This is a genomic window from Candidatus Palauibacter australiensis (genome assembly GCA_026705295.1).
GTDB lineage: Bacteria > Gemmatimonadota > Gemmatimonadetes > Palauibacterales > Palauibacteraceae > Palauibacter > Palauibacter australiensis.
The window spans coordinates 1-20,130 of sequence record JAPPBA010000132.1 but is presented as its reverse complement, the minus strand read 5'-3'; the positions used below and the strand labels follow the sequence as shown (position 1 = coordinate 20,130).

Below are 20,130 nucleotides of genomic sequence, written 5' to 3'. Positions count from 1 at the left end.
GGCCGTCAGCGGGGGTAGAGCAGGTACGGGCGGCGGAGCGTCTCGAAGGCGGCGACGTCGGCCGCCCACCGCGAAGTGATCTCGTCGAGCGGGGCGCCGCGGTCGATGGCGAGGCGGAGGCCGTCCGAGCCCGCGAGACGGTCGAAGTGGCGCACCCGCCACTCCCAGGCGTCGCCGGAGAGCCGGCGCGCGGCAAGCAGCGCGGCCACCGCGGTCCGCACGGGGTCGTAGGTCGACCGGTCCGTCACCGTGAGGCGGATCCCGGAGATCTCCTCCCCTCCGAACCTTCCGTCGCTCGGCGACTCCGGCGTGAACGCGACCGCCCGGATCTCGACCCCCGGCAGCGGCAGGGCGCCGGCCACGGCCCCGATCTCCGCCACCCAGCTTTCGCCGTCCAGCCACGGCGCGCCCAGCACCTGGAACGCGGTCGGCGTCCCGCGTCCGACCGAGAGGTTGGTGCCCTCGAACAGACAGGTGCCGGGATAGTGCGTGGCGCTCTCCAGCGAAGGCATGTTGAGCGATGGCGCGATCCAGGGAAGGTCCGTGTCGTCGAACCAGCGGTCCGCGGACCAGCCGGCGGCCGGGACGACGTGCAACTCGACCTCGACGCCGAACGCCCCCCGGTACAGACGCGCGAGTTCGCCCGCCGTGAGTCCGTGCCGCACGGGCACCGGGTACAGGCCGACGAAGGTCGCGAAGGCCGGGTCCAGCACGGGACCCTGCGTGAGGCCTCCGATGGGATTCGGGCGATCGAGGACGATCATGGGGATGCCCGCGCGCCCGGCGGCCTGCATCGCGAGCGCCATCGTGGATACGTACGTGTAGTAGCGCGAGCCGATGTCCTGGATATCGAACGCGAGCACGTCGACCGAAGCGAGCATCTCCGGCGTGGGCGCCCGCGTCTCGCCGTACAGCGAGTAGATCGGCAGCCCCGTTCCTTCGTCCGTCGCGTCGCCGATCGCGGAGCCCTCCGCCTCCGTGCCCCGGATCCCGTGCTCGGGGGCGAAGAGCGCCGTGAGTTCCGCGTCCGCGTAGCCGTGCAGGAGGTCGATGGCACTCGTCCCGTCGCGCCCCACGCCGCTCCGGTTCGTGATCAGCCCCACGCGCCGCCCGTCGATGAGATGGGAGGAATCGGCGAGCAGCACATCGATGCCGGGCCGCACCGTCGCTGCGGCCGCGTCCGCTCCCGCCGATCCCGCCCCCGCCTCGCTGGCTTCTGCTCCCGCTTCCGCCGCGCCGGCTCCCGCTTCCGCTCCCGGTCCCCCGCACGCCGCGAGCGCGAGAACGGAGAGGAAACCGGCGAGCGGATTCATCTCGCGCCGCATAGGTTCGGGGCAGCGAGCGCGAGACGCGGGGCGGGCGGAGGTCGACATGGTGCGGAGACTAGAGACGTGGAGCGGCCCCCGAAAGCGGGACGGGCGGGGGAGGGCGGTCGTGCCGGGGCGGACGGTCGCTGCTCTCGGGCTGGCCACGCTCCTCGCCGTCAGCGCGTTTGCCTGCCTCTCCTCCGCGAACCCCGCAGGCTCGGGTCCCGCCAGCCCGGACCCCGCGGCCGCCGGCGCCGTCGGCTCGGCTCCCCCCGGCTCGGTCCCCGCCGGCTCGGTCCCCGCCGGCTCGGACCCCGCCGGTTCGGCACCCGCCGCCGCCGGCGCCGTTGCCGCTTCCCCCGGCGTTCCTCCGGTCGAGCCCACCCTTTCCGCCGAGGCGCGGGCCTGGGTGGAAGAGACGCTCGCCGGTCTCAGCCTGCGGGAACGGGTGGCGCAACTCGTGATGGTGTGGATGAGCGGCGGCTACGCCCCGCGCGACGACGAGGAGTTCACGCGCGTCGAGTCCCTCGTGCGCGACGACGCGATCGGCGGGGTCGTGATCTCGCTCGGAACTCCCCTCGGCTACGCCGCGCGGCTGAACGGGCTGCAGGCCGCGGCCGACGTTCCGCTGCTCGTCGGCGCGGACTTCGAGGCCGGCGCCGGCTTCCGCGTGAGCGGCGTGTTCGCGCTGCCGAACATGCTCGAGATGCCCGGCGCGACGGTCCTCCCCCCCGCGATGGCGCTCGGCGCCGCGGACGACGAGGAATACGCCTACTCCGCGGGCCGGATCACCGGCATCGAGGCGCGGGCCCTCGGCGTCCACATCACCTTCTCGCCCGTGCTCGACGTCAACAACAACCCCGCCAACCCCATCATCAACACGCGCTCCTTCGGGGAGGACCCGCAGCGCGTGGCCGCGCTCGGCGCGGCGTTCATCCGGGGCGCGCACGAAGCCGGCCTGCTCGCCACCGCCAAGCACTTCCCGGGCCACGGCGACACCGGGACGGATTCCCACGTCGCCCTCCCGGTCATTCCCGGCGACCGCGGCCGCCTCGACAGCCTCGAACTCGTCCCCTTCCGGCGCGCGATCGCGGAGGGTGTCGACGCGGTGATGACGGCGCACGTCGCGGCCCCCGGCATCCTCGGCGCCGGAGCCCCGCCCGCCACGCTCTCGCCGTACTTCATGACGGACATGCTGCGCGACGACCTGGGCTTCGACGGCGTCCTCTTCACCGACGCGCTCGACATGGCCGCCATCGCCGACGACTACGGGGCCAGCGAAGCCGCGATCCGCTCGCTGGAAGCGGGGAGCGACGTCCTGCTCATGCCGCGCGAGCCGCTGCGGGCCATCGCGGCCGTCGTCGGCGCGGTCCGCTCCGGCCGGCTCACCGCCGGGCGCATCGAGGCCTCCGTCCGGCGCGTCCTGGAGTTGAAGGCGCGGGCCCGCCTGCACGAAGGCGCGGAGGTCGACCCCGACGCCATCCCCCGGCTCGTCGGCACCCAGTGGCACGAGTCCTTCGCCCGCGGGGTCGCCGCGCGCTCCATCACGCTCGTCCGCAACGAGGCCGGCGCCGTGCCCCTCGACCCGCGCGAGTCGCGCTCCGTGCTCTCCGTGACCTTCGCCGGGACGAACGACCTCGCCGCGGGGCGCGTCTTCAACCGCGAACTCAGCCGGGCGGTACGCGTCCGCCGCGCACGGATCGGCTTCGACGCCCACCCCGATGTCTACGATTCGCTCCTCCGGCGCGCCCGCTCCGTCGACGCCGTCATCTTCTCCGCCTACGTGCGGCCCGGCGCCGCCTCGGACTCCACCGACCTCCCCGAGGAGGTCCGGGACTTCTTCGACCGCCTCGACGCCGCCGGCCGGCCCGCCCTGCTCGTCTCGTTCGGGAGCCCCTACCTACTCACCTCCGTGCCGGACGCGGAGACGTACCTCATCGCGTGGGGCGGGGCGGACGCCTCGCAGGAAGCCGCCGCGCTCGCGCTCCTCGGCGCGCCGATTTCCGGCCGCCTGCCGATCTCGCTCCCGCCCCGCCACGCGCTCGGCGATGGCCTGGCCGTCGGCGAACGTCCGGAAGCCGAGCAGGGTCCGCCGCTCGCGGACGGGCGCATGCGGCTCGCCCGGGAGGAGTGGCCCGTGAACGTGGGGATGGACGGGGATTCGCTCGCCCGCGTGGACCGGATCATCGATGCCGCGATCCGGGACGGCGCGGCGCCCGGCGCGGTGCTCGCCGTCGGACGGGGGGACCGCGTCGTCCGGCTGCGCGGCTACGGAGACCTGGACTGGGCGTCCTCCGCCACGCTCCCGTCCGGGGCGGCCACGACGGATTCGAGTCTGTACGACCTCGCATCGCTCACCAAGGTCGTCGCCACCACGACCGGCGTGATGCAACTCATCGACCGTGGCGACCTCTCCCTCGGCACCCGCATCGGCGAGCACCTGCCGGAGTGGTCTGAGGGGTGGAAGCGCAACGTCACCGTCCGCCACCTGTTGACGCACCAGGGGGGACTGCCGCCCTTCCTTCCCTTCTGGCGCACCCTCCGGGGAGAGGACGCGTACCGCGAGGCGATCGCCGCCCTCGAACCCGATTATGAGCCGGGGGAGGACGGGGACCCGACGGTCTATTCCGACATCGGGTTCATGACGCTGGGGTTCCTGATCGAGGAGATATCGGGACAGCCGCTGGACTACTACCTGCACGAGTCCGTCTTCCGGCCGCTGGGGATGACGGAGACCTGGTTCGAGCCGCCCCGCTCGCTGTACCGGCGCACGGCTCCGACCGAGGTGGACACCGTCTACCGGCACCGGCACGTGCACGGGGAGGTACACGACGAGAACGCCCACGCGCTGGAGGGCGTGGCGGGACACGCGGGACTCTTCTCGTCGGCCCGGGACCTCTCGAAGTTCGCCGCCTGGATCCTCGCCGCCGCGCGCCAAGGGCGAGAGCTTGCCGCCGCCGACCGCCCCCCGCCCGGGCCGTATACCCGATCGTTCTCCGCCCGTCTCGACTCGCCGTCGCCGGAGACCGTCGCGCGGTTCACGGCGCGGGCCGCCCCCGCCTCGAGCCGGGCGCTGGGCTGGGACACTCCCTCCGGGCGCTCGTCGGCGGGGGACTACTTCGGTGAAGACGCGTTCGGGCACACCGGCTTCACCGGCACGAGCTTCTGGGTGGACCCGGAGCTGGACCTCTTCGTCGTCCTGCTCACGAACCGCGTGAACCCGACCCGCGACAACCGGAAGCACATCGCGCTGCGGCGCACGGTGCACGACGCCGTCGCGACCTCGATCCGCGACCGGGACGTCCGGCCCCGCGACCCGGGTGGCGACCGCTGACCTCTCTCGACCTCGCGATCCTCGTCGTCTACCTCGGCGGGATCACCGCCTGGGGGGCGTGGCTCGGCAGGGGCGCGCGCGGGGGAGAAGAGTATTTTCTGGGCCGGCGCGACCTGCCGTGGGTCGTCGTCCTCCTGTCCGTCGTGGCGACGGAGACGAGCACGCTCACCTTCCTCTCCATCCCCGGCATCGCGTACGGCGGGTCGCTCGCCTTCGTGCAGATCGCGGCGGGCTACGTGCTCGGGCGGATCGCGGTCGCCTCCTGGCTGCTGCCGGCATATCGCGAGGGACGGCTGCGGACGGCCTACGAGTTGCTGGAGGCCCGGTTCGGGACGGAGACCCGGCGGCTGACCTCCGGCATCTTCATGATCACGCGCCTCCTCGCGGATTCCGTGCGGCTCTTCGCGACGGCCATTCCGCTCACACTCGTCACCGGGTGGCCGCTCATCGCCTCCGTGCTCGTGATCGGGGCCGTCACCTTCATCTATACCTTCATCGGCGGCATCCGCGCCGTCGTCTGGGTGGATGCCTCGCAGATGGCGCTCTACCTGGCCGGCGGGCTCATCGCGCTCGTCGTCCTCGGCGGCGCCCTGCCCGGCGGCTGGCCCGAGATCCTCGCCCGCGCCGGGGAAGCCGGGAAGCTCACCGTCATCGACCCCTCCCTCGACTTCGGGCGACCCTACACGCTGTGGGCCGGGCTGCTCGGCGGCGCCTTCCTCTCCATGGGTTCGCACGGCGCGGACCAGCTCATCGTCCAGCGCCTCCTCGCCTGCCGCGATCTCGCCGCGAGCCGCCGCGCCCTCGTCGGCAGCGGCTTCGCCGTCCTCTTCCAGTTCACCCTTTTCCTCTTCGTTGGCTTGGGCCTCTGGGCGTGGTACGACGGAGCCGCCTTCGTGCGCGCCGACGAGATCTTCGCCGGATTCATCGTTGAAGCGCTCCCGGCCGGCGTCCGCGGCCTGCTCATCGCGGGCGTGTTCGCGGCAGCCATGTCTACACTCTCCAGTTCGATCAACGCGCTCTCATCCACTGCGGCCTACGACTTCTGGGCGGCGGCCCGTCCGGAGGCGGACGAGCGGCGGATCCTGCGCGTGGGGAGGATCGCGGCGGTGGCGTGGACGGTGCTGCTCGTGGCGGCGGCGATCGGGTTCATCCCCCTGAGCGAGGAGAGCACCGCCGTGGAGGTGTCGCTCGGGATCGCGTCGCTCGTCTACGGCGGACTGCTGGGGGCGTTCGCGCTCGCCCGCTTCTCGCGCCGGGCCACGAGCGGCTCGGCCCGGCTCGGGATCGTGCTCGGGATCGGATCCGTCACCTCGATCTGGATCGGGGCGCGGGACGCCGTTGCCTGGCCCTGGTTCGTCCTCATCGGCACGGCGATCACCGTGGCGGTCGGCCTCCTCGCCGGTTCCCGCCGCGGTTCGCGCGCGTCGGAGTGAACTCGCGGGGATGAAGTCGCAGGGATGAAGTCGCGGGGATGAAGTCGCGGAGAGCACGCGTACTGGCGGCCGCCGCCGTGGTGTGGGCGGCCGCCTGCGGCGACGGCGAGCCCGACGTCATGGGACCCGCCCCGGTGCCGAACCGCGCGCCGGAGCCGGTGGGGACGATTCCCGCGCGGACGCTGCCCGTCGGGGACACGGCGACCGTGGACGTGGCGCCCCACTTCCGCGACCCCGATGGCGATGTCCTGTCCTACACCGCCACGTCATCGAATGCGGACATCGTCGGCGTTTCGCTGTCCGGCAGTTCCGTGACGGTCACCGCCGTCGCCAGGGGGGTCGGCACGATCACGGTGACCGCAACCGACGGAGAAGGCCTGGCCGCCCAGCAGAGCTTCGAGGTCACGGTCCCGAACCAGGCGCCCGCGGCCGGGGACACGATCCCGGCCCAAACGCTGTTCACGGGCGAGACGGCGACGGTGGACGCCTCCGCCCACTTCCGCGACCCGGACGGCGACGCGCTCACCTTCGCGGCGACCTCGTCCGCTCCCGAGGTCGCGACGGTCACGGTGACCGCGACCGATCCGGAGGAGGCCGCCGTCGCCACATCGTTCGACGTCACCGTCGGGCGCGCCACGACTCCCTTCGACATCGAACTCGTTTTCGCGACGCCCATGACCGGCGCGCAGGAGGCCGCGTTCCAGCGGGCGGCGGAACGCTGGATGGCGATCCTGGCGCCGACGGACCTCCGCGACGCGCAGTTGAACCGGACGCTGGGTTGCGGCAGCGATCCGCTATTCCAGCGCCACGTGGAGGCGATCGACGACCTGATGATCGTGGTGGCGGTGGTCGAAATCGACGGTCCGAGCGGGGTTCTGGGACGTGCCGGGCCCTGCTGGCTCCGGACCGCATCATCGTTGCCCCTGTACGGTCGGATCATGATGGACGCCGCCGACCTCGGGCGGCTCGGGACCCGAGACCTGGAGGAGGTGATCCTCCACGAGATGGGTCATGTGCTCGGCATCGGCCTTGTCTGGCAGCGTCTCGACCTGCTCCGGAATCCCGCCTCGGCAACGTCGGCGCCGGACACGCACTTCACGGGCCCGCTGGCCATCGCGGCGTTCGACGAGGCGGGCGGCACGGGCTACCGCGGCGCAAAGGTGCCCGTGGAGAACGAGGGCGGCCAGGGATCGCGGAACAGCCATTGGAGGGAAGCCGTCCTCGCGCTGGAACTCATGACGCCGTTCCAGCACCTCGGCGAGGCCGAACCGCTGAGCGCGATCACCATCCAGTCGCTCGCCGATCTCGGCTACGAAGTCGACCTGGAGCCGGCCGAACCCTACCGGTTGCCCAGCCCGGACCTGGCGCGCGCCCTCGAGGAGGCGCCGAGAATCCCCTACGGAGACGACATCTGGAGAGGCCCCCTGATCTTCGTCGACCCCAACGGCCGCATCACCCGCGTGATCCCCAGGTAAGGAGACGGCGCCGGCGTCAGGCGGGCTCCGGCCGGCTGAACCCGTGCACCACGGTCTCGGAGAGGGTCGCGAACTGCGCGGCCATCTCCTGGCGCATCGCGTCGAATCGCGCGTCGATGTCCTCGCCCATCGTGTCGAGTCGCGCCTCGAATCCATCCATCCGCGCGTTGACGTTCTCATGCAGACGGGCGACGTGTTCGCGAACATCGACGTAGTCAACCCGCAGTCTGGATATATCGTTGGCGAGAGCGACGAACCGGCCCTCCCACTTCACGTCCAGCGCGTCGAAGCGGTTGTCGATGGCCTCGAAACGATGGCCTATCGACACGAAGCGGCCGTCCATGGCGTCCAGGCGGCCGTCCATGGCGTCCAGGCGGCCGTCCATGGCGTCCAGGCGGTTCTCGACGGCCTCGAAGCGGCGGTCGATGGCCTCGAAGCGCGGCTCGAGCGCCTGCACGAGCGCGGCAACCAGGGCCGCATCGCGGTCGTTACGTGTGAATCTGCGGATCAGCAACGTCCACCTCGCATCCGGAGTAGCGTGACGCCCAACCATGCCCGGCGCCATCAACGGGCCATAAACCGGGCTCCGGATCCCGGTGCTCCCCACGGCCCGCCACACCAACGTAGCCGCTCCGGCCCCCGCGCGCGCACCGGGCCGGCAAGCTGGCCCCGGGTACGTCGAACTGCCGCGCGACCGCCTCATCGTCGCTCACCGAACCTCGATGCCCTGCTCCGCGGCGATCCGCATGTCCCTCTCGGAGTACTCGACGGCCCACGTTTCTCCGTTCCGTCGGTTGATCCGGGCAAGAGCACCGTCGATGTGCTGACATTCGGTCACCGCCCGGGCGAATCCCTCCACGCAATCTCGGCTGTGCGTCGTCGCCAGCACCTGAACGTTGTTGGCCTCCGCAGTTTCCAGAACCATGCGCCAGAAGCGCTCTTGCAGGGAGTGATGGATGCCGTCTTCGGCTTCGTCGATCACCAGGAATCCGTCGCGGCTGTTGGCCAGAGCGAGCGCCACCCCGAACACCCGCACGGCCCCGTCCCCCAGACTCTTCAACGGAACAGGCACGGGATCGTCCTCCAGCTCCACGATCACTCGACTACGTCGCGGTCGGCGGCCTGCGCGTTCCCCGACCACAGCCGCGCGCTCAGCCGCGTTCACCACGAGCTTCAAGGCGTCAACGACCTTGTCCTCGTCTGGGGTCAACTCAACGTCGTTCCACCATTTCGCGATCCTGTCGTCTCCCAGTACGCCCGGGCCCAGGGAAAGGCACCGCCGGCCACGCGCCGCCAGCGCTCGGACGGCCTCGAGGGCGGCGGTCTTCCCCACACCGTTTTTTCCAGTGAGCAGCGTCACCCGACCGAGCCGGCCGATCGAAAGCTCCCGGATGCCCCGAAACCCGGTGATGGCCAGGTGTGGGAGATGGAGTCGGTTCCCGGGTGTTTCTTGAGTCATGGAGTCTCCAGCCACGCGGATCGGGAGGGCGAAAACGCTACCTCCCTCAGGTTGCGGGCTCGCCGAAGGATTCGAGGCGACGCAACCAGGCGTCGAATCTCGGGCATTCGCTTCGTATCCGGTTCAGCCCGATTTCAGCCGCCAGCGGAGGGCCGTCCAGTCGCTTCCGGTAGCTCGGAATCAGCCGCTTGATACGTTTGCTCGGTGCGGTCGTGGGACTGTCGTTGATGTCCTCCGGCGTCTCGAAGTCGGAGCGGATCGATCTGAGATCCGCGACCGGGGCCTCGGGGAGAACGATCGGTAATGCGTCTACCTTCGAGAACAACAGTGCCTCGAACTCGTGCATCTGGACGTACGGGAACACGAATCGCTCGTCGGATGGTTCGATGCTCTCGCGGATCGCCCGGAGGAGGTCGTCGGGCGACATGGTTCCCTTGCCTCTGAACCCGTAGAAGTCCACCAGGGAGGTTACGGCGTCGAAATTGGCCTGCAGTGCCCGCATTTCCCGTGCGAGCAGGCCTATTGAGACGTTGCCCCCGCCTTCTCCCCTGCCGCGCGCCCGCCCGACGGTCACAGGTGTGACATACACGCCCCGGCTTTGGAGGTGGGCCGCCAGCGAGTCCTTGACGAACTCCTCCTCCGTCTGCCCCTCCACGGAGATGGCCAAACGGGTCAAGGCCGTCCACCCAGCAGGTTCTTCTGCCAGAGTTCTCCCAGCGTGTAATCTTCAAGCCATTCGCGAAGCTGATGCGTCTCCCGCGGGCTCAGCACCGTCCGCCCGTCCTCAAGTTCGAGCACGAAGACCTGATCGAGTTCGAACGCGTCAACGAGGAGGGGTGATTGGGTCGCCACGATGATCTGCCGACTCTCGGCCAGCGCAAGGATCATGTCGCCCACAAGTGCGACCGCCTTCGGATGGAGGCCGAGTTCCGGTTCGTCGAGCAGCAGCACGCCCGGCAGCATCTCCGCGGGCAGGTTCAGCAGGGTGGCGAGAGCGAAGAAACGCAGCGAACCGTCCGACGTGAGGTGCGCGCCGTAGGTCTTGTCCGAATGCTTGGACCGCCAGCGCAAGGCGACTTTTCCGTACTGCTCCTCGATCTCGAATCGATCGAACCCCGGCAGTACGCGCCGAATGTGACGGCAGATGACGTCGTAACGGCGCCGATCCTCCTGTTCCAGCCGGTACAGTATGGCCGGCAGGTTGCCCCCGTCAGCTCGCATGTACCCGCTCTCGTCGGCGTCCCAGTTCTTCTTGAATTTCGAGGTGGCGCCGGTGTTGTGGAATTGATAGGCGGCGCAGTCCCTCAGCAGATGAGTCACCACGCGCGCGGTTCGAGCACGGACTTCGGACGCTGGCTCCGGCTCGTTCGGCTGCCTCGCCTCGACGATGAGGGCCTCTCGATGTCCGCTGCCCAGAGAGTTCCATGGCGCGTTACCATCGAAACGGCTGTAGCGAAACGCCTCGTCGACGAATAACAGCTGGTCGGGATGGGCGAAGGCGAGCTTGAACCGGTAGTCGTTCCGCCCGGTGTCCGTGCGTATTGCGATCTCGGCATCCAGACGCGGCGTGGTCTCGTTCCCTCCGTGCAGCTGGTCGTCCGCGCCGCCTTCGATGCCGACGAACTCCGCCAGCTGCCGCGACTTCAGCATCCAGCTCAGCATGTTGAAGAACTTCACGAAGTTGGATTTTCCCGAGCCGTTCGCGCCGATCAGTACGTTCGCGCCCGCCCCCGGCGAGAACTCGACGTCGGCCAGCGAGCGGAAACCCTGGATGTGGATGCGCTCGATGTGGGTGTGGTCGCTCATGGTCGAGGGGTTCCTCCAGGTGTCATTGCCGCGTGGCGTCCTCGATCGACGCACATGTTGTTTCAAAGCCGCACCAAGCTCGCGCGCCCTGCCTTGACGGAGCAAGCGAGAGGCGGAAGCGCACCGGGCCCTCAAGCTGGCGCGGGGGTGGCGGGCGCGCCTACGATGCCGGGCTATGGAAGACTCGAACGCTCTCATCGTGCGGGGGGCGCGGGAGCACAACCTCCGCGACGTCGACGTCGAACTGCCGCGCGACCGGCTCATCGTCGTCACCGGGCTCTCCGGCTCCGGGAAGTCCTCGCTTGCCTTCGACACCATCTACGCGGAGGGGCAGCGCCGCTACGTCGAATCCCTCTCCGCCTACGCCCGGCAGTTCCTCGGCGTCATGGAGAAGCCCGACGTCGACGTCATCGAGGGACTCTCGCCCGCCATCGCGATCGAGCAGCGCACCGCCGGCGGCAACCCGCGCTCCACCGTCGGCACCGTCACCGAGATCTACGACTACCTCCGCCTCCTGTGGGCCCGCGCCGGCACTCCCCACTGTCCCGCGTGCGGCAGCCCCGTGCGCCCGCAGTCGCCGTCGGAGATCGCGCAGCAGATCCTCGGCTGGCCCGCCGGCGCCCGCATCGAGGTCCGCGCCCCGCTCGTCAGGGGACGGAAGGGCGAATTCCGCGACCTGTTCGAGCGCACGCTCAGTGAAGGCTTCGTGCGCGCGCGCGTGGACGGCGAACTCGTCGACCTCTCCGACCCGCCGCTGCTGAACCGGCGCCGGAACCACGACATCTCCGTCGTCGTCGACCGGCTCGTCGTGCGCGCCTCGGACCGCGAGCGGCTGGCGGACTCCGTGGCGACGGCCCTCGGCATGGCCGACGGCGTCGTCGAGGTCGCCCTCCACAACGGCGCGGGCGAGAACGGCGCCGGCGAGGCCACCGGCGGGAGCGCGGAGGGCGACGGGGAGACGCGGCACCTGTTCAGCGAGCGCTACGCCTGCCCGGGCTGCGGACTCGGCATGCCGGAACTCGAGCCCCGGCAGTTCTCCTTCAACTCGCCCTTCGGCGCCTGCCAGGAGTGCGACGGGCTCGGCTCGCAGCGCGTCCCCAACGCCGACCTCATCGTGGGCGGCGACCGGATCTCCATCCTCGAGGGCGTCCTCCTCCCTCTGGGCGCGCCGAGTTATGGCGCCCGCCGTCACGCCCTCGCGCGCCTCGCGCGCAAGCTGCACTTCGACCTCAACACCGTCTGGGGCGACCTGAACCCGGACCAGCAGGAGGCGATCCTCTACGGCGACACCGATATGGGATGGGAAGGGGCCGTCGCCGCCACCCTGCGCCGTTACCACGAGACGACGAGCGAGCGCGTGCGCCTCTCGCTCGAGGAGTACATGACGCTCTCCACCTGTCTCGCCTGCGAGGGCGGGCGGCTGCGTCCCGAGAGCCGGGCCGTCACCCTGGAGGGACTCTCCCTCCCCGCGCTCACCGCGCAGTCCGTGGCCGAACTCCGCCCGCTCCTCGGCGGCTGGCTCGAGCGCGCCCGCGCCGCCGGCGGCCAGGCGGCCGAGATCCGCGTCCCCATCCTCAAGGAGGTCGTCGAGCGGCTCGAGTTCCTCGACCACGTGGGGCTCGGCTACCTCACCCTGGCGCGCTCCGCCGGCACGCTTTCGGGCGGCGAGGCCCAGCGCATCCGCCTCGCGACCCAGATCGGGAGCCGCCTCGTCGGCGTCCTCTACGTGCTCGACGAACCCAGCATCGGCCTCCACCCGCGCGACAACCGCAAGCTGCTCCAGACACTCGGCGCCCTGCGCGACCTCGGAAACACCGTCCTCGTCGTCGAGCACGACGAACTCACGATCCGCCGCGCCGACCACATCGTCGACATGGGGCCGGGGGCCGGGCGCGAGGGCGGGGAAGTCGTCGTCTCCGGCGACATCGACCGCCTCCTGGCCGACGAACGCTCCCTCACCGCGGCCTACCTGCGCGGAGAGCGCGAGATCCCCGTCCCCGAACGCCGCCGCGCCCCGGACCATGGCCGGCTCGTCGTGCGCGGCGCCCGCGAGCACAACCTGCGGGCGATCGACGTCGAGTTCCCGCTCGGGACCTTCATCTGCGTGACCGGCGTGTCCGGCTCCGGCAAGTCCACCCTCGTCGAGCAGATCCTCTACCGCCGCCTGGCGCGCGAGATCTACCGCTCCAAGCTCGTCCCCGGCGCCCACGACGCGATCGAGGGCCTTGAACTTTTCGACAAGGTTATCGACGTCGACCAGAGCCCCATCGGCCGCACCCCGCGCTCGAACCCGGCCACCTACACCGGCCTCTTCACCCCCATCCGCGAACTCTTCGCCCGCCTGCCCGAGTCGAACATCCGCGGCTACGCGCCGGGGCGGTTCAGCTTCAACGTGAAGGGCGGGCGCTGCGAACCCTGCCGTGGCGACGGCCTCGTGAAGATCGAGATGCACTTCCTGCCCGACGTGTACGTCCCCTGCGACATCTGCCGGGGACGCCGCTACAACCGCGAGACGCTCGAGGTCCTCTACCGGGGGCGGAGCATCGCCGACGTGCTCGCGATGAGCGTGGACGAGGCGCTCGAGTTCTTCGACGCCGTGCCGTCGGTGAAGCGCCGCCTGGGCACGCTTTCCGATGTCGGCCTCGGCTACGTGACGCTGGGCCAGCCCGCCACCACGCTCTCCGGCGGCGAGGCCCAGCGCGTGAAGCTCGCCACCGAACTCGCGAAGACGAGCACCGGCCGCACCGTCTACATCCTCGACGAGCCCACCACCGGCCTCCACTTCGAGGACGTGCGCCTCCTGCTGCGCGTCCTCCACCGGCTCGCCGACCGCGGCAACACGATCATCGTCATCGAGCACCACATGGACGTCGTGAAGACGGCCGACTGGGTCATCGACATGGGGCCGGAGGGCGGGGCGGGGGGCGGCCTCGTCGTCGCCGCGGGCCCCCCGGAACTCGTGGCCGCGACCCCCGGCAGCCACACCGGCCGGCACCTCGCCTCGCTCCTGCCGGAGCCGAGCGGAACCTTGGCCATATAAGCGGTGTAGGGGGCCGTATCAGCGTGCGGTGCGGCGCAGCAACACTTGGCGGAATACTTGACGGCAGGTGAAGATCGGTGCCATACTCCAGGTTACGCGGGGGAGTGGGTGGTGGAGAGTGTGGTGGGGCCTGCCTCGAATCCCCCCGAAAAAACGTGATCCGAAGCGACGGTTTCACGAACTTGCTCGACCGAAGGAAACATCGAAGAAAACAAGGCGTTTTTGCGGCTTCCGGCGCTCTTGCCACCCTGTGAGAGCGTGGGTATGTTCAGCCCGATTTGCGGGCTGGGGTGTGGTGCATCGTTCGTTGACGGTGGTATGTTGATCGATCGAGTCGGCCATACACCCGAAGGACTTCATCCTGAGGAGGAGTGAAGAATGAGAAAGGGTACCAAAAGGCTGTTGACGGTCGGGGCGGTCCTGACCATCGGCGCTTGCGGTGACACCGTAGAGGTCGTCCCGCCGGCGTTCCCGGACATTCCGCCCATCACCATTCCACCGCCGGTAATTCCGCCGCCTCCGCCGCCGCCTCCGCCGCCGCCGCCTCCGCCTCCGCCTGTTAACCAGGCTCCAGCGGCAGTCGGCACGATTCCGGCGCACACGGTGGGCGTGGGTGGAACGGCTACCGTTCCGGCGGCCGGCTACTTCAACGACCCGGACGGCGACGCGCTGACGTTCAGCGGTTCTTCGTCCAACGACGGCATCGTCACGGTGAGCCTTGAGGGTTCGACCGCGACGGTCACGGGTGTTACCGAAGGAAGTGCCGTTGTCACGATAACGGCGGCCGACCCCTCCGGCGCCCAGGCCAACCAGGGCTTCGCCGTCACCGTCGAGGCAGCGTCCAGGAACGCGGCCCCCGTTGCGGTGGGCACGATTCCCGGCTCCAGGCTCCAGATCGGCGGCACGTCGACCATCGACGTGGCCGGCTACTTCAACGATCCGGACGGCGACGAGCTGTCCTACACGGGCGCCAGCTCGAACGAAGCCGTCGCGACCGTCGCGATGGAGGGCTCCACCGCCACGATCAGCGCGATCGCGTCCGGTGACGCCGTCATCACGATCACCGCGAGCGACGGATCCGCTTCGGTCTCCCAGGGCTTCCGCATCGATGTTCCGGAGGGTCCGGAGGCGGCCACGCTCGTGATCACGAGGCTGCTGGATGCCGAGCGGCAGCAGATCAGCGATCCAATGGATATTTCGGGCACGATCTACGCGGTGCTCGATGTGCAGTCGAACGATGAGACGTGGACGGAGATCGGCCTCACGCTGAACGGCGAGACCGTGACGCCCATGTGCCGCGGCACGGGCAGCACCTCCGCCGACGTCGCCGTGGGCCCCGGACTCGCCGCCGCAGGGCAGGTCGAGATCGAGTGCGCCCTGACAACCAACGACGTCGTGGGCGAGTGCGTGGGGATGCAGCTCATGCCCAAGTACGCCAACGGCGAGTACGAGTTGGGCGCCTTCCTCACGACCGATGAGGACGCCACGCGCGAAGTCGTCGCCTCTCAGTCGATCGCGCTCGATAACCCCAACTACGTGATGCTCTCTCACAGCGCGGGCAGCGAGTCCGCGGTTGCTGGCGGCACCACCTTCTACGGCGGCCCGGCCGGGGACGACGAGAGCAACGTCAACTCCTTCCACGCCTGCCCGGTGGCCTTCAATGGCACCATGGTGAGCGAGATGTCGCTTCACGCGATGGTAACCGGCCCCGACGCCTCGGCACTCGACGATGCCCCGCCGGCGCTTGCCTTCTCGGCGCTGAGCAACGGTACTCCCAGGAACGGCGTGGCCCGGGTCGACAAGGAAGCTCCGTTCACCTGGAGCGTTAATCCGGGGATCAACTGGAACGTCGAGAACACGGCGGGCGAGAACGAGCACTGGCTCATCAACGGCGGCGACATCAAGGATGACGGCGGCCTGCTGGTGACCGACGAGTTCCGCGGAGACGAGGAAGCGAAGCTCGGCCCGCTCCACTTCGACTACAAGGGACCCACCTTCGACACCGACGCCGGCGACAGGGGAATCTCCCTCCACCTCGGTGGCACCACCGTCGTGGGTGTGATGAACACGTACTATTCCGCCGGCAACTTCAGAGTCAACGGCCTGGACGACGCCGGCGTGGGCGGAGAGACCGCCGGCTTCGCCGTGGGCGACTGCTCCGTGGCCGCCAACAGCGACGGCGACCGTCGGACGGCCTTCGTGGCCCTCGAGGGGCTCGGGGACGTGGGCGGCATCGGCGACCTGCCGGAGGACGACCCCAACAGCGACTTCGACGACGACGATGGCGCCAACTGCTATCTGGCCGAGGTTACCGCGATCTACGACAAGCTCATGAACGCGCGGGCCCCGCGGTCGGGCAACAGCACGATCCAGACGGCAGCCGCCTTCGGCGTCGACAAGGGCGATCCCGAGCTGAGCGACGCCGAGCCGGATGAGGCCGGCCTGGTGCTGGGTGCTGGTGCCGTGCTCTCCCTCGACGTCGAGGATCCGGATCTCGCCACCGGTGAGCCCGGCAGCGGCATCGACGAGGTCAGGTGGTGGGTGGGCAGCCTCAGCTTCACCCACCCGCGTACCACCGTCAAAGGCACTGTCGACGGGTCCAGCGGAACCGTTGAGATCAACACCGACCTTACGGCCCGTGCGAGCTCCTCGGGCGAGGGTGCGCGCAGGGTGAACGTGCAGGTTCGGGACGGCGCCACGCCCGTGAACGCGACTTCCACGAGCTTCTCCTTCATTCGGGATACGAAGCCGCCGACCTTCACGCTGAGCAGGACCCAGGGCGACATCAGCCCGCAGTCGGCCACGGCGGTCACGGTCAGCGTGGGCGGGACCATTTCCGACGCGAACGTGATCCGCTCGGCGGAGCTCCAGCTGCGGCGAGTGAACGCGGGTCAGACCTGCGCAACCGCCGACACGCTTCCGCGGCGAGAGGGCGGGAACACGCGCGTCTCGCGCAACAGGGTCGATCTCGAGAACGACACCAACGCGATCACCTTCGACGAGACGTTCACGATCCGGAGGAACGGTACCGGAGCCGGAACCGAGAACCTCTGCTTCTATCTCGATTCCGAGGACGTCGCGGTCGAGCCCAACGGTCGGGACGACGGCAACGCAGGGGACTACGTACTCAACGAGTTCATGGTGGCGTGGCCTGATGGCCGTCCGCCTCCCGGCCCGACGTTCGAGTTCTCGACCGCGGACGACAACACCAGTCCGACGACGTTCACGGATGCGGACTCGATTCGCGTGGCCGAAGGCACTGAAGCGTCAGCCAACATGGGCTACTGGGTCCGGCTGACGAACGTCGCGACGGCGGCCCCGACGGCGACCGCGCCCCTCGCGGTGGCGGTCAGCGCGCCGCCTGGGTCTGGGGTGACAGTGACTCCCGCGACCCTGAGCCTCACGTCAGCGACGGACAGTGCGTTGGTGACGGTCGCGATCGCTCACGACCTGAACCTGGCGTCCGAAATGCACATGGTGTCCCATACGGCGACGGGCTACGACGCCGCGTCGTTCCCGGTGCGCGTGCTGGACGATGACTTCGCGCTCTCCACGAGCGTGATGTCCGTGACCGAGGATGCGGACAGCGCTACGGTGATCATCACGGCCACGGCGGGCACCGCGCCCACGGACGCGGCCGGGACCGTGCTAGCGGTGGGAGCGACAGGTATTGGCGGCGCAACCGCCGACGATTTCCGCGTGACCTCGGACGCTGATGGTGACAACAACATCACGATTCCGATGGGCATGACGTCGGCGATCGACACCGTGTACGTGACCGCGCTCGATGATGCGGAGATGGAAGAGGTCGGTAATGCGATTGAGTTCGCCGTCAGCGCCAACGCCGCTGTGGAAGGGATCTACGTGGCGCCGACTTCGATCATGATCGTTGACGTCGATCCGGACATCAGCGTAACGCTGAGTCACACCTCTCTGGATGAGGGATCGGGTGCGACGCAGGTGACGGTCACGGCGACGTTGGGTGCGCCGTCCGATGGGATCCTAACGTTCACGATCGGGGATGTCGCGGCGTGCGCCGCGGTTGAGACCTCCGTTGCCGGAGGGACATTCAGGATCGACCGGGGTCAGTCCTCGGCCAGCGGGACGGTGACGGTGACGCCGGTGGCGAACATCGACGACGGCAACACGGACTGCGCCGTTCCGGTTACCGTTGATCCGACAGCCAAGGCCAACACGGTGAACTGGACGCTCCAGGCGGCCGAGGTGACGATCGTCAACGCGGACGACTCCTCGACCTAACCACAACTCCCGTCCCTGGACGGGACCAGGCAGTAAAGGAAGAGGGCCCCGCACTCGCGGGGCCCCTTTCTTTTAAATTCCCACTATTCCCATTCAACGCGGTCAGGGGTAACTGCCAGGTGATCACGGTGTCAGGACAATCCCCGTGCCGACGCAGTTTTCGTCGAACGTTCGCTCTCGGAGCCGCCTTCGTGGGTCTGAGCTGGCTGGCGGGCTGCGGCGATTCGACCACGGATCCGGTGCCTCCGCCGCCTCCGCCCCCGGATCCGCCCCGGGCGACGGCGGTCGCGGTCAGCCCGGCGGCGGCCGAGTTGAACGCGCTGGGCGCGACCGTGCAACTCACGGCGGAGGTCCGCGACCAGAACGGGCAGGTGATGGCGGGGGCTGCGGTCACCTGGACGTCCGGCAGCCCCGGAGTGGCGACGGTCAACGCGTCGGGCCTCGTGACGGCGGTGGGCAACGGGACGGCCACGATCACGGCCACGGCGGGCTCCGCATCGGGGAGCGCGACGGTCACGGTGGCCCAGGCGGACCGGGCCGTGCTCGTCGCGCTCTACGAAGCCACCAACGGCTCCGGATGGCTCGAGAACGGGGGCTGGCTGTCGGACCAGCCGATCGGAGAGTGGCACGGCGTGACGACCGCGCCGGACGGCCGCGTCACCGCCCTGCGGCTCTCGGCGAGCAACCTGGTCGGGTCGATTCCACCGGAACTCGGTCGCTTGGCGCGCCTGGAGACGCTCGACTTCGAGCGTAACAGGCTGGCGGGGCCGATTCCGCCCGAACTCGGCACACAACTTCCAACGTAATCCATCAAGATCTACCAAATAGTCCATAACACGTTATTGGACAACGTGTTCTGTAGTATCCCCGGCGCTCTACCGTCCCTTGTGGTCCATCGCCATCCGGTGTATTCTTCCCGGTGTAGTGCTGCAATGAGTGATACATGACGAGGAAGGAACCCCACGATGAAGCGACCGAGGACACTCTCCGCCGCCTTCGTTCGGACGGTCAACCGGCCCGGCGTCTACGGCGACGGGCGGGGCGGACGCGGGCTGAGCCTTCGCGTCCACCGGACACGCGATGGCCGGATCACCAAGACATGGCGTCAGCGCGTGCGGATCGAAGGCCGCCTAACCTCGATCGGACTCGGGCCGTACCCCGAGGTGACGCTCGCCGAGGCCCGGCAGAAGGCACTGGACAACAGCCGGGGCGTCCTCTTGGGCCAGGACCCGCGCGGGCGCGGTGTTCCGACGTTCGCCGAAGCCGCCGAGCGGACCATCGAGCTTCACCGTGAGGCGTGGAAGGCGGGGAGCCTGCTTCCCGAGCAGTGGGAGTCCACGTTCCGCCTTCACGCCGCCCCGCTCCTCGACAAGCGGGTGGACCGGATCGAGAGCGCGGACGTGCTCGCCTGCCTCTCGCCGATCTGGAACTCGAAGCCCGCGGCGGCGCGGAAGGCCCAGCACCGCATCACCGCCGTCTTCCGCTGGTGCATCGGTCGAAACTACCGGGCGGACAACCCGGTGGACCGGGCGGTCGTTGCGCTGCCGAAGGCGAACGGCCACACGACAACCCACCACCGCGCGCTCCCGCACGGCGAGGTCGCCGCCGCGCTCCGGGTGGTTCGCCGGACCACCGACACGCATCCTTCGGCGGCTCTGTGCGTCGAACTGATCGTCCTCACCGCCGTCCGTCCCGGCGAAGCGAGGGGCGCGCTTTGGGACGAGATCGACATGGACGGGGCGACGTGGACGATCCCGGCCTTGCGGATGAAGGCGGGCCGCGAGTTTGCGGTCCCACTCAGCACCGCCGCGCTCGACGTTCTGGAGCGGGCGCGCAAGCTGTCTCCCGAATCGTCGCTGGCATTTCCGTCGCGGACCGGCGGACCGCTTCCGCCGAAAGCGCCTCTCAGGGTGCTCAAGCGGGCCGGGGTCGCCTCGACACTGCACGGATTCCGGTCGAGCGCCCGGTCGTGGATGGCCGAGTCGGGCGTCCCGGCGGAGGTCGCGGAGGCCTGCC

Annotated in this window: 12 protein-coding genes; 7 read left to right on the top strand and 5 right to left on the bottom strand. The window is 69.6% G+C overall.

Translation table 11 applies throughout. The annotated features are described in order from the left end of the window. Positions 1 to 5: 5 nt before the first annotated feature. The gene (locus tag OXN85_10605) at positions 6 to 1,313 is read right to left on the bottom strand and encodes a DUF1343 domain-containing protein (protein ID MCY3600405.1); all 1,308 of its coding nucleotides are present in this window, start codon (positions 1,311 to 1,313) and stop codon (positions 6 to 8) included. Between the two features lie 58 nt (positions 1,314 to 1,371). On the opposite strand from OXN85_10605, the gene OXN85_10600 reads away from it, so the two are divergent. Genes OXN85_10600 through OXN85_10590 form a run of 3 tightly spaced genes read left to right on the top strand, consistent with a single transcriptional unit; the run spans position 1,372 to position 7,549 of the window. Continuing rightward, positions 1,372 to 4,641 (top strand): serine hydrolase, encoded by a 3,270-nt coding sequence (locus OXN85_10600; GenBank protein ID MCY3600404.1) that lies wholly within the window; start codon positions 1,372 to 1,374, stop codon positions 4,639 to 4,641. Then, positions 4,638 to 6,074, top strand: a complete 1,437-nt coding sequence (locus tag OXN85_10595; protein MCY3600403.1) for a sodium:solute symporter — start codon at positions 4,638 to 4,640, stop codon at positions 6,072 to 6,074. Before OXN85_10600 ends, OXN85_10595 begins: the two co-directional genes overlap by 4 nt. A 38-nt stretch (positions 6,075 to 6,112) precedes the next feature. Beyond that, a complete protein-coding gene (locus OXN85_10590) occupies positions 6,113 to 7,549 on the top strand; it encodes a hypothetical protein (protein ID MCY3600402.1) in 1,437 nt (478 codons plus the stop codon). A gap of 16 nt (positions 7,550 to 7,565) precedes the next feature. On the opposite strand, the gene OXN85_10585 is transcribed toward OXN85_10590, so the two are convergent. From OXN85_10585 to OXN85_10570, 4 genes are all read right to left on the bottom strand, one after another. Then, entirely contained in the window at positions 7,566 to 8,063 is a 498-nt protein-coding gene (locus tag OXN85_10585) for a hypothetical protein (GenBank protein ID MCY3600401.1), read from the bottom strand. A 195-nt stretch (positions 8,064 to 8,258) separates the two neighbouring features. After that, entirely contained in the window at positions 8,259 to 8,909 is a 651-nt protein-coding gene (locus OXN85_10580; GenBank protein ID MCY3600400.1) for an AAA family ATPase, read from the bottom strand. A 145-nt stretch (positions 8,910 to 9,054) separates the two neighbouring features. Next, complete coding sequence (locus OXN85_10575) at positions 9,055 to 9,675, bottom strand: DUF4276 family protein (protein ID MCY3600399.1); 621 nt, start codon at positions 9,673 to 9,675, stop codon at positions 9,055 to 9,057. Positions 9,676 to 9,680: 5 nt separating this feature from the next. Then, positions 9,681 to 10,919, bottom strand: coding sequence for an AAA family ATPase (locus OXN85_10570; protein ID MCY3600398.1), 1,239 nt, complete (start codon positions 10,917 to 10,919; stop codon positions 9,681 to 9,683). Positions 10,920 to 10,989: 70 nt separating this feature from the next. Between OXN85_10570 and uvrA the strand changes: the two genes are divergently transcribed. From uvrA to OXN85_10550, 4 genes are all read left to right on the top strand, one after another. Beyond that, on the top strand, positions 10,990 to 13,854 hold the full coding sequence (gene uvrA / locus OXN85_10565) for an excinuclease ABC subunit UvrA (GenBank protein MCY3600397.1): 2,865 nt from the start codon (positions 10,990 to 10,992) through the stop codon (positions 13,852 to 13,854). A 378-nt stretch (positions 13,855 to 14,232) separates the two neighbouring features. Then, positions 14,233 to 18,114, top strand: coding sequence for a hypothetical protein (locus OXN85_10560; GenBank protein ID MCY3600396.1), 3,882 nt, complete (start codon positions 14,233 to 14,235; stop codon positions 18,112 to 18,114). A gap of 191 nt (positions 18,115 to 18,305) precedes the next feature. Further along, positions 18,306 to 18,920, top strand: coding sequence for an Ig-like domain-containing protein (locus OXN85_10555; protein ID MCY3600395.1), 615 nt, complete (start codon positions 18,306 to 18,308; stop codon positions 18,918 to 18,920). Between the two features lie 159 nt (positions 18,921 to 19,079). Next, the coding region (locus OXN85_10550; GenBank protein MCY3600394.1) for a tyrosine-type recombinase/integrase at positions 19,080 to 20,130 on the top strand (1,051 nt) is incomplete at its 3' end.

What these genes read in the sequence shown, in the direction of transcription:
- uvrA (MCY3600397.1), top strand. Translation starts at nt 10,990, where the DNA reads ATGGAAGACTCGAACGCTCTCATCGTGCGGGGGGCGCGGGAGCACAAC.
- OXN85_10560 (MCY3600396.1), top strand. Translation starts at nt 14,233, where the DNA reads ATGAGAAAGGGTACCAAAAGGCTGTTGACGGTCGGGGCGGTCCTGACC.
- OXN85_10590 (MCY3600402.1), top strand. Translation starts at nt 6,113, where the DNA reads ATGAAGTCGCGGAGAGCACGCGTACTGGCGGCCGCCGCCGTGGTGTGG.
- OXN85_10605 (MCY3600405.1), bottom strand. Translation starts at nt 1,313, where the DNA reads ATGAATCCGCTCGCCGGTTTCCTCTCCGTTCTCGCGCTCGCGGCGTGC.
- OXN85_10600 (MCY3600404.1), top strand. Translation starts at nt 1,372, where the DNA reads ATGGTGCGGAGACTAGAGACGTGGAGCGGCCCCCGAAAGCGGGACGGG.